General features: G+C 65.1%; 8 protein-coding genes and 1 pseudogene. 2 read left to right on the forward strand and 7 right to left on the reverse strand.

Annotated features, from left to right (window positions below):
- On the reverse strand, positions 1 to 1,117 hold a 1,117-nt coding region (locus tag ENZ74_RS13235), incomplete at its 3' end, for an FAD-dependent oxidoreductase (protein WP_127312806.1).
- A 112-nt stretch (positions 1,118 to 1,229) separates the two neighbouring features.
- Entirely contained in the window at positions 1,230 to 2,270 is a 1,041-nt protein-coding gene (gene epmA / locus ENZ74_RS13240; RefSeq protein WP_063167725.1) for an EF-P lysine aminoacylase EpmA, read from the reverse strand.
- Between the two features lie 117 nt (positions 2,271 to 2,387).
- Between epmA and efp the strand changes: the two genes are divergently transcribed.
- Positions 2,388 to 2,957: an elongation factor P gene (gene efp, locus ENZ74_RS13245; RefSeq protein ID WP_013532351.1), complete on the forward strand. Its 570-nt coding sequence runs from the start codon at positions 2,388 to 2,390 to the stop codon at positions 2,955 to 2,957.
- A gap of 179 nt (positions 2,958 to 3,136) precedes the next feature.
- The gene (locus ENZ74_RS13250; protein WP_063167724.1) at positions 3,137 to 3,679 is read left to right on the forward strand and encodes a dihydrofolate reductase family protein; all 543 of its coding nucleotides are present in this window, start codon (positions 3,137 to 3,139) and stop codon (positions 3,677 to 3,679) included.
- A 39-nt stretch (positions 3,680 to 3,718) separates the two neighbouring features.
- Here the strand turns inward: ENZ74_RS13250 and ENZ74_RS13255 are convergent, their stop codons facing one another.
- The 5 genes and pseudogenes from ENZ74_RS13255 to ENZ74_RS13275 all read right to left on the reverse strand — a co-directional run.
- The gene (locus ENZ74_RS13255; RefSeq protein WP_013532353.1) at positions 3,719 to 4,588 is read right to left on the reverse strand and encodes a patatin-like phospholipase family protein; all 870 of its coding nucleotides are present in this window, start codon (positions 4,586 to 4,588) and stop codon (positions 3,719 to 3,721) included.
- Positions 4,585 to 6,105: a pitrilysin family protein gene (locus tag ENZ74_RS13260; RefSeq protein ID WP_244514289.1), complete on the reverse strand. Its 1,521-nt coding sequence runs from the start codon at positions 6,103 to 6,105 to the stop codon at positions 4,585 to 4,587. The genes ENZ74_RS13255 and ENZ74_RS13260 overlap by 4 nt, the downstream gene beginning before the upstream one ends.
- Positions 6,105 to 7,493 (reverse strand): pitrilysin family protein, encoded by a 1,389-nt coding sequence (locus ENZ74_RS13265; protein WP_063167722.1) that lies wholly within the window; start codon positions 7,491 to 7,493, stop codon positions 6,105 to 6,107. Before ENZ74_RS13265 ends, ENZ74_RS13260 begins: the two co-directional genes overlap by 1 nt.
- A 135-nt stretch (positions 7,494 to 7,628) precedes the next feature.
- Positions 7,629 to 8,183, reverse strand: coding sequence for a 16S rRNA (guanine(966)-N(2))-methyltransferase RsmD (gene rsmD / locus ENZ74_RS13270; RefSeq protein ID WP_024504838.1), 555 nt, complete (start codon positions 8,181 to 8,183; stop codon positions 7,629 to 7,631).
- Positions 8,180 to 8,399 (reverse strand): annotated as a pseudogene (locus ENZ74_RS13275) (RNA pseudouridine synthase); the annotation flags it as partial. The pseudogene ENZ74_RS13275 and the gene rsmD, both read right to left, overlap by 4 nt.

Here is an 8,399-nt window from a genome sequence, read left to right on the forward strand (position 1 = left end):
TTACGCGGGAGCTGCCGCGCGAAGCGCCGATGACCGGCCTGGAATCCGGCAGGGACGGCCGGAAGCCGAGCCATTGCGAGGCAGGCGAGCCGAGCCTGGGAAAAATTTGCCTGGCGCCACGGTCAAGCAGCGCCAGCCGGCGCGGATTTGGCGGCGCGACCAGGCCGCCGAGTTCGACGGTGCCGGCGACCCGCAAGCGGCCAGCCATCGGCGTCAGGTAGAAACCAAGATCGACGGGACAGACAGGTCGGTTGAGCAGCGGCGCGTCGGTCTGGAATTCCAGATGATAGCCGCGCTCGGTCTCGAGCGGAATCCTGTCGCCGGCCTGCGCGGCCAGTGCGCGCGACCGTGCACCGGCGGCGATCACCACCGTGCCAGCCTTGATGCGAACGCCGGGTCCGCTGAGCTGCACACCGTCAGCCTCGACCTGCAGCCCGGTGATCTCTGCCTGCTTCACCGATGCACCACGGGCACTCACCGCGCCCAGCAACCGCCGCATCACCATTGCCGGATCGGTGACATTGATCGAGTCGGGAAAATACACGCCATGCGCTGCTGTCGCCGGCAGGCCCGGCTCAAGCGCCGCCACCTCTTCGGGAGTCAGGACCTCTTGGTGGATGCCAAACCCAGCGCGCATTGCCCGGCCGCCGGCGCCAGCGGCAAAATCGCTCAAGCGGCGATAGAGGTAAAGACAGCCATTGCGGCGCATCTGGTCCTCCAGCCCGGCCTCCCCGACCATGTCTTCCCAGGCTGGAAGGGCGTCGGCCAGCAGTCCGGCGAGCGCCAGTGCATTGGCCCGGGTGGCCGCCGGCAGCGATTGCCGCATGAACCGAACGAGCCATGGCGCCAGCTGCAGCAGCGCCGGCCAGCGCAGCGAAAACGGGCTGTCGGGATCAAGCAGCAGCTTTGGCAATGCCCGCAGCACCGCAGGAGTGCCGACCGGCATGCAGGCATATTCGGCGATCGTTCCGGCATTGCCGAACGACGCGCCGGAGCCCGGCTCGTTCGGATCGATGAGCAGGACTTCGCGGCCGTCCGCGACAAGGCGAAGTGCCGTCGCCAGCCCGACAACTCCGGCGCCGACAATGGCGATTTCGACCGTTTCAGAAGCAGCCACTGTAGATCTTCCCGATTGACCTTGAAATCCAGTACCGATCATGTGGTCTCTTGGTTCGGGGTCACGGTCCAGTCTTGATCCCTGGAATCGAATAGGCCAGATCTTTCCGCCCTCAGGCGACAGGCGTCCAGATCACGTCCTCGATTTTTTGCGCGCCGGTCGCCAGCATCGCCAGCCGGTCGAAGCCGAGTGCGATGCCGCTGGCCGGCGGCATGATGGCAAGGGCTGAGAGAAAATCCTCGTCCAGCGGATAGCGCTCGCCATAGACGCGCTGCTTCTCGTCCATCTCGATAACAAAGCGCCGGCGCTGCTCGTCGGCGTCGGTCAGTTCGCCAAAGCCGTTGGCGAGTTCGACGCCGCAGCAATAGAGCTCGAAACGCTCGGCGACGCGCGGGTCGCGCTGGCTCGGCCGCGCCAGTGCCGCCTCGGCGACGGGATATTCGCACAGGATGGTCGCGCGGCCCTGCCCGAGCAACGGCTCGATTTTTTCCACCATCACCCGGCTGAACAGATCGGCCCAGCTGTCGTCGGGCGCGGTGCGCAGGCCGGCATAGGTCAAGGCGGCGTGCAGCGCGTCGCGGTCGGTGCTGCCGTCGGCGGCGACCGTGGCCAGCAGGTCGATGCCGGCATAGTGGGCGAAAGCGTCCGCCACCGTCAGTCGTTCCGGCTCGGCAAACGGATCGCAGTCGCGGCCCCGGAAAGAGAAAAGAGTCGCCCCTGTCCTTGTCGCGGCCAGCGCCAGAAAGGCCGCACAATCCAGCATCAGGCTCTCATAGGCCTCGCCCACCCTGTACCATTCGAGCATGGTGAATTCGGGATGATGCAAGGGGCCGCGCTCGCGGTTGCGATAGACCGGACCGAAGCTGAAAATCCTGGTTTCACCGGCGGCGAGCAGCTTCTTGCAGGCGAATTCCGGCGAGGTGTGGAGATAGAGTGGCGCCCTTGCACCGTCCGGCCCGACCGCTTCCGTGGCGAAAGCCGCCAGATGCGCCTCATTGCCGGGCGAGACCTGCAGCGCCGCCGTTTGCACCTCGACGAAATCATGGGCGGCGAACCAGTCGCGCAGGCCGGCGGCGATGCCATTGCGCAGCATCAGCCGCGGGCGGCGGTCGGCGTGAACGTCAGGCGTCCACCAGGGCGAAGCTTCGGTCATGCGGCTCGGAACATGGTGGAAGGGGGCTGGCGGCGGCGGCCAAGATGCGGTAGGCCCCCATCCAGCGCCGCACTAGCCGGCAAACGCCAGTCAACTCTTCTTGCAGGATTTAAAACCGTGGTGAAAGTCATCGCCAGTTCGCTCCGCAAAGGCAATGTCGTCGACAAGGACGGCAAGCTTTATGTGATCCTCTTTGCCGAAAACATCCACCCAGGCAAGGGCACGCCGGTAACGCAGCTCGACATGCGCCGCATCGGCGACGGGGTGAAGGTTTCGGAACGCTACCGCACCACCGAGCAGGTCGAGCGCGCCTATGTCGAAGAGCGCGAGCACACCTTCCTCTACCGCGACGGCGAAGGCTTTCACTTCATGAACCCGGAAACCTACGACCAGGTGGCGGTGTCGGAAGCCGTGGTCGGCGACATGGCACCTTACCTGCTGGAAGGCATGGCCGTGCAGGTGTCGCAGTTCAACGGCATTGCCATTTCCCTGGTGCTGCCGCAGCGCGCCACCTTCGAAGTGGTGGAAACCGAGCCGACGACCAAGGGACAGACGGCCTCGTCGTCCTACAAGCCGGCCGTGCTGTCCAACGGCGTGCGCACCCTGGTGCCCCCCCACATCGCGCCGGGCACCCGCGTGGTGGTGATGACGGCGGATGGGGCTTATGTGGAGCGGGCGAAGGACTGAAGACGAGCGGTGGGGTTACGGGTTTACCGGCCAGCCCTGCGTTTCACCAGGGCTCACCCTTGTCCTCTTCCGCTGTCTCCCCTTGAACGCGGCGCCTCCGCCCGCACAGTGATATTTTTCACGAAGCGTGTCGCAATGACCCTGCGCGGTCCGTCCTTTGAGCGAAGAAGGAGAACGCCATGCGAAAACTTATCGTCACCGAATTCATCAGCGTCGATGGCATTGCCGAGGTCGAGAAGCTGCCAAGCATGACTTGGAACGACGAGATGAACAGGTTCAAGGAGGACGAGCTTGCCGACACCGGCGCCATGCTTTTGGGGCGCACGACCTATGAGATCTTTGCCGGCTCCTGGCCGACGGAAACCGGAGATTTTGCCGAACGGTTCAACGCGCTGCCGAAATATGTCGCGTCGAACAGCCTGAAGGCGCTCGACTGGAAGCCTGCCGAATTGCTGAAGGGACCGCTGCCGGAAGCGGTCAGGACGCTGAAGCAAGGCAGCGGCGGCAACATCTATGTGCATGGCAGCCTCAGCGTCGCGCAGGAATTGCTGCGCCATGGCCTGGTCGACCGCGTCAGGCTGCTCAGTTATCCCGGCACCGTCGGCCAAGGCAAGCCGCTGTTCCCAGGCGGCGAACCGGTGTCGCTCGAACTGATTTCGGCCACGCCGTTCAGCAACGGCGTTGTGGCGCTGGAGTATGCGCCGGTGGCGGCTAAGTCGTAATCGGTTGGAGCCTTTCAGATCGAATGGGGAGATGCATCCTCACCCGACCTGCTTGCCCCGTCTCCCCTTGATGGCGGCGCTATTCCTCGCCTCCACCGCCTTCTCCACCTGCCGCTTCAGTTCGTCCTTGATATCCACCGTCTCGTTCATCAGCGCGTCGATCTTCAGGAAATCGAGGACCCGGTATCTCGACACTGCCGGGCGGACCAGGATGTCGGGGCGGCATTGCTTCAGCTTGTTGGCGATGATCGACTGCATCATCAATTGCGTGGCGCCGAACATCAGGTCGACGGAGGTCGGCTGTTTGCGGTCGGCCTCTTCCGGCGCGCCGACGACGTCGACGCCGATGATGATGTCGGCGTCGTTCTCGATCAGGTCGAACGGCACGGGGTTGTAGATGCCGCCGTCGATCAGCAGCCTGCCGTCGCGCATCACCGGACGGAACACGGCAGGGATGGCCGCTGACGCCGCCAGCGCGGAGTGCAGGTCGCCGTCTTCGAAGACGGCCAGCTTGTGACCGAAATAGTCGGTCGCCGTCACCTTCAGCGGGATCTTCAGCTCGGCAAAGGTTTCGGGGATGGCCTCGGGCAGAAAGGCTTTCAGGATGCGCTCGACATTGAACTGGCTGACGCGGATGCCGTTCTGCATGGCTTCGGCTATCGTGCCCGGCCGCGCCCGCCACATGCGGCTGGCCACCTCGGCGCGGCGGCCGAGGATCGAGCGGGCGTAGTCGTGGATGTCCTTGCCGGCCATACCCGATGCCATGCCGGCACCCATGATGGCGCCGATCGACGAGCCGGCAATCGCCACCGGCTTGATGCCGAGCTCGTCCAGCGCCTCGATGACATGGATGTGGGCCAGCCCGCGCGCGCCGCCGCCGCCGAAGGCGATGCCGAAGGTGGGGCTCATCCCTTGCCGGCTCCGGCCAGTTTCGGGCCGATGACCATGATGGTCGGCTCGGTGGTCAGCAGCTTTTTCGCCGCCGCCTTGACCTGTTCGAGCGTCACCGCATTGATGTAGCCGGCGCGGCGCTGCATGTAGTCGATGCCGAGATCGTCGAGCTGCAACTCGACCAATGTCGAGGCGATGGCGCTGGACGAGTCCAGATTGTTGATGGCGTAGGCGCCGATCATGTATTTCTTGGTCGCCGCCAGTTCCGCTTCGGTCGGGCCTTGTTCGGCCAATTGCTTGACGACATCGCGGACGATGCCAAGCGTCTCGGCCGCACGGTCGGACCGGGTGCCGGTGCTGACGATCAACGCGTTAGCGTGGTCCTGGTTGATGAGCGAGGAGTTGACACTGTAGGCCAGTCCGCGCTTTTCGCGCACTTCCTGGAACAGGCGCGAGGTGAAGGTGCCGCCGCCGAGGATCTCGTTCATCAGCACGGCGGGGAAGAAATCCGCCGCCTTGCGCTTCACGCCGGGAAAGGCGAGCTGCAGGGAGGTCTGCGGCAGGTCGTAGTCGACCTCGATATGCTGCGCCAGCTTCGGGTCGATATCGGCCACAGGCCTCAGCGCCTGGTTCTGCGGCAGGTCGCCGAACACCATGTCGAGCTTCTTCTTCAGCGTCTCCGCGTCGATGGCGCCGACTACGGCGACATGCAGGCCGCCGCGCGCGAACACCGCTTTGTGCAGGCCTTTCAGATCATCGGACGTGATGGCGGCGATGCTTTCCTTGGTGCCCTGATCGGAGCGGGAATAGGGATGGTCGCCATAGAGGGCGCGCGCCCATTTGTTCTGCGCCACCGTGTCCGGGTCGTTTTCGCCGGCGATGATGCCGGACAGGATCTGGGAACGGATGCGGTCGATCGGCAACTGGTCGAAGCGCGGCTCGTTGACCGCCAGCCGCAGCAGGTCGAAGGCCTGGTCGCGCTGCTCGGCCAGCATGCGCATCGAGCCGTAGATGCCGTCGCGGCTCTCGTCGAAGCTCATCTCGGCGCCGGCATCGTCGAGCTTGATCTGGAAGTCTTCACTATCGAGCGGGCCGGCGCCTTCGTCGAACAGGCCGGTCATCAGATTGGCCAGTCCTTCCTTGCCGACAGGATCCTGCGTCGAGCCGCCGCCAAAGACGAAGCGGATGGCCACGACCGGCACGGAATAATCCTCGACCAACCAGGCGGTGATGCCCTTTGGCGAGGTGACGGACTGGATCTCCATGGCCCGCGCGGTGAGCGCCGGCAGGATGAGGAAGAGGATGGAGAGAAAGAGGGTGGTGAGTGCACGCCATGCGGCAATCGTCGGCAGCGACCAATCGCGGAAGCCGGCGCTCCCCCTCACCCAGCCTCCGCTTTGCTCGGCTGACCTCTCCCCGACGGGGAGAGGAGCTTGCCAGCGCTGGCGCCAGCCTCTTCTCCCCAGCGGGGAGAAGGTGGCCGCGAAGCGGCCGGATGAGGGGGCTGCCTCGCTCACGGGGATCGAATTCATCATCAATTCCCCGCCTGTTGCTGCGGCAAGAGATAGCCGGTCGTCGACCGGGCGAGCACCAGATAGCGCGCGGCGACCGCCTTGACCTCGTCTGCGGTGACCTTGCGGATGCGGTCCGTCCATTGCTGGACGTCCTGCACATTGCCGCCGGTGGCCAGCGTCGAACCGTAGATGTTGGCCATGGAATCCTGCTTGTCGCGGGCAAAGATCATCGACCTGACATAGCGGTCCTTGGCCTTTTCCAGTTCCGATGGCGTCACGCCATCCTTGACGATGCGCACCACCTCCGCATCGACTGCCGCTTCGACGTCGGAAATCCTGGCATCGCCGCGCGGCGCGCCGTAGACGGTGAAGTTGGTGTCGTCGAGCATGGTGCCCTGGAAAAAGGCGCCGGCGCTGGATGCGATACCTTGCTGGACGACAAGCGCCTGGTAGAGCCGGCTGCGATTGCCGCCGCCGAGGATCTCCGCCAAGAGGTCGAGCGCTTCCGCCTCGCCCGGCTTTCCCGAATGATAGGACGGCACCACCCATTGCGTGGAAAAGCTCGGCACGCTGACGCGGGCATCGGAGAGCGTGACCGTGCGCTTGGTGTTCTGCTCCGGCTCGACCGGGCGGATGCGGGGCGGCAGATCGGGGCCGCGCGCCACCTTGCCATAGGTCTTTTCGGCCAGCGCCCGCACCGTGTCCGGTTCGACATCGCCGGCGACGATCAGCACGGCGTTATTGGGCCGGTAGTATTTGTCGTAGAAGGCGGTGGCGTCGACGCGGTTCAGCTGCTGCATCTCCTGCATCCAGCCGATGACCGGAATGCGATAGGGCTGGTTCTGCCACAGCGTCGCATCGACCTCCTCGTCCAGCACAGCCTCGGGGCTGTTGTCGATACGCGAGCGGCGCTCCTCGAGGATGACGTCGCGCTCGGTCTTGATGACATCATCGGTGAGGATGAGGTTGCGCATGCGGTCAGCCTCGAAGCTCATCATCAGCCCGAGTGCCGACGGCGCCACCGTCTCGTGGAAAGCGGTGTAGTCATAGGAGGTGAAGGCGTTGTTGGATCCGCCGATATCGGAGACGGCGCGGTCGAACTCGCCGGCCGCATGGTTGGTCGTTGCCTTGAACATCAGATGTTCGAAGAAATGCGCGATGCCGGATTTGCCGGGCGGCTCGTCGGCGCTGCCGATCTTGTACCAGACCATGTGGGTGACGATCGGCGCACGGTGGTCGGGAATGACGACCACCTCCATGCCGTTGTCGAGCAGGAAATCCGTGACCTTGAACTCGGCCGGAACCGTGTTGGGCAAGACGGGGCTCTCGGCCAGCACTGGGCTGGTCGTGACAAAAGCCAAGGAGGTCGCCAACAGCGTTCCCCGCAGCCATTCAATCCTGGATGTCATCAACGGCTCCGGTTCTGTCGACAGACGATAGGCAAGGTGCTGGCGACAAGCAAAGTGATTTGTTGATCATGTTGCCGGCAAAGGCGGCGGCAAAGAGGCCGGCCCATGGATGCCCGGCCAAGGATACGAGGCGTATCAGGCCGCCTCGATGAAGCGGATGACGGTCTCGCCATAGTTGCGTTCGTCCAGCACCGAAAAGCCGGGGCCTGGCTCGAAGGACGCCACCGCGGCCTCTTCGACCACGCACAGCGCGCCGGGGCGAAGCCAGCCGCCGGCTTTGGCCGACTGCAAGGCGCGCTCGCCAAGGCCCTTGCCATAGGGCGGGTCGGCGAAGACAAGGCCGAACGGCGCCAGCGTGCCGGCCTCGCCGAGGCCGGTGGCATCGCGGCGGAAGATCTTGGTGCGGCCGGTGAGCCCGAAGGCCTCGACATTGTCGCGGATCAGGCCACGGCCTTCCGCCGATTCCTCGATGAAGACACCGTAGGAGGCACCGCGCGACAGCGCTTCCAGTCCCAGCGCGCCGGTGCCGGCGAACAGGTCGAGCACGCGTGCCCCGTCCAATTGCTCGGCAAAGCGATGCGCCAGCACGTTGAAGACCGCCTCGCGGGTACGATCGGTCGTCGGACGGATGGCGCTCGAGCGCGGCGTCGCCAACGGACGCCCGCGAAACTCACCGCCGACGATTCTCATCTCGCTTTGGGGCCTCGGGGACCGTTGCGCGGACGCTCACCGCCGCCAGCCCCGCCCGGACGTTCGCCGCGCGGCTTGCCGAACGGCTTTGCACCGGCCGGTTTGCCATAGGTCGGTTTGAACGAGGCCTTGCGCGCCTTGGCGTCAGCCGCCTTGGCGGCGTCAGCTTCGGCCCTGCCCTTGCCGATCGGTCGCGCGCCTGGCGCCATCCATACA

It is taken from the genome of Mesorhizobium sp. M7A.F.Ca.CA.002.15.2.1, from assembly GCF_003998715.1.
Taxonomy (GTDB): domain Bacteria; phylum Pseudomonadota; class Alphaproteobacteria; order Rhizobiales; family Rhizobiaceae; genus Mesorhizobium; species Mesorhizobium ciceri.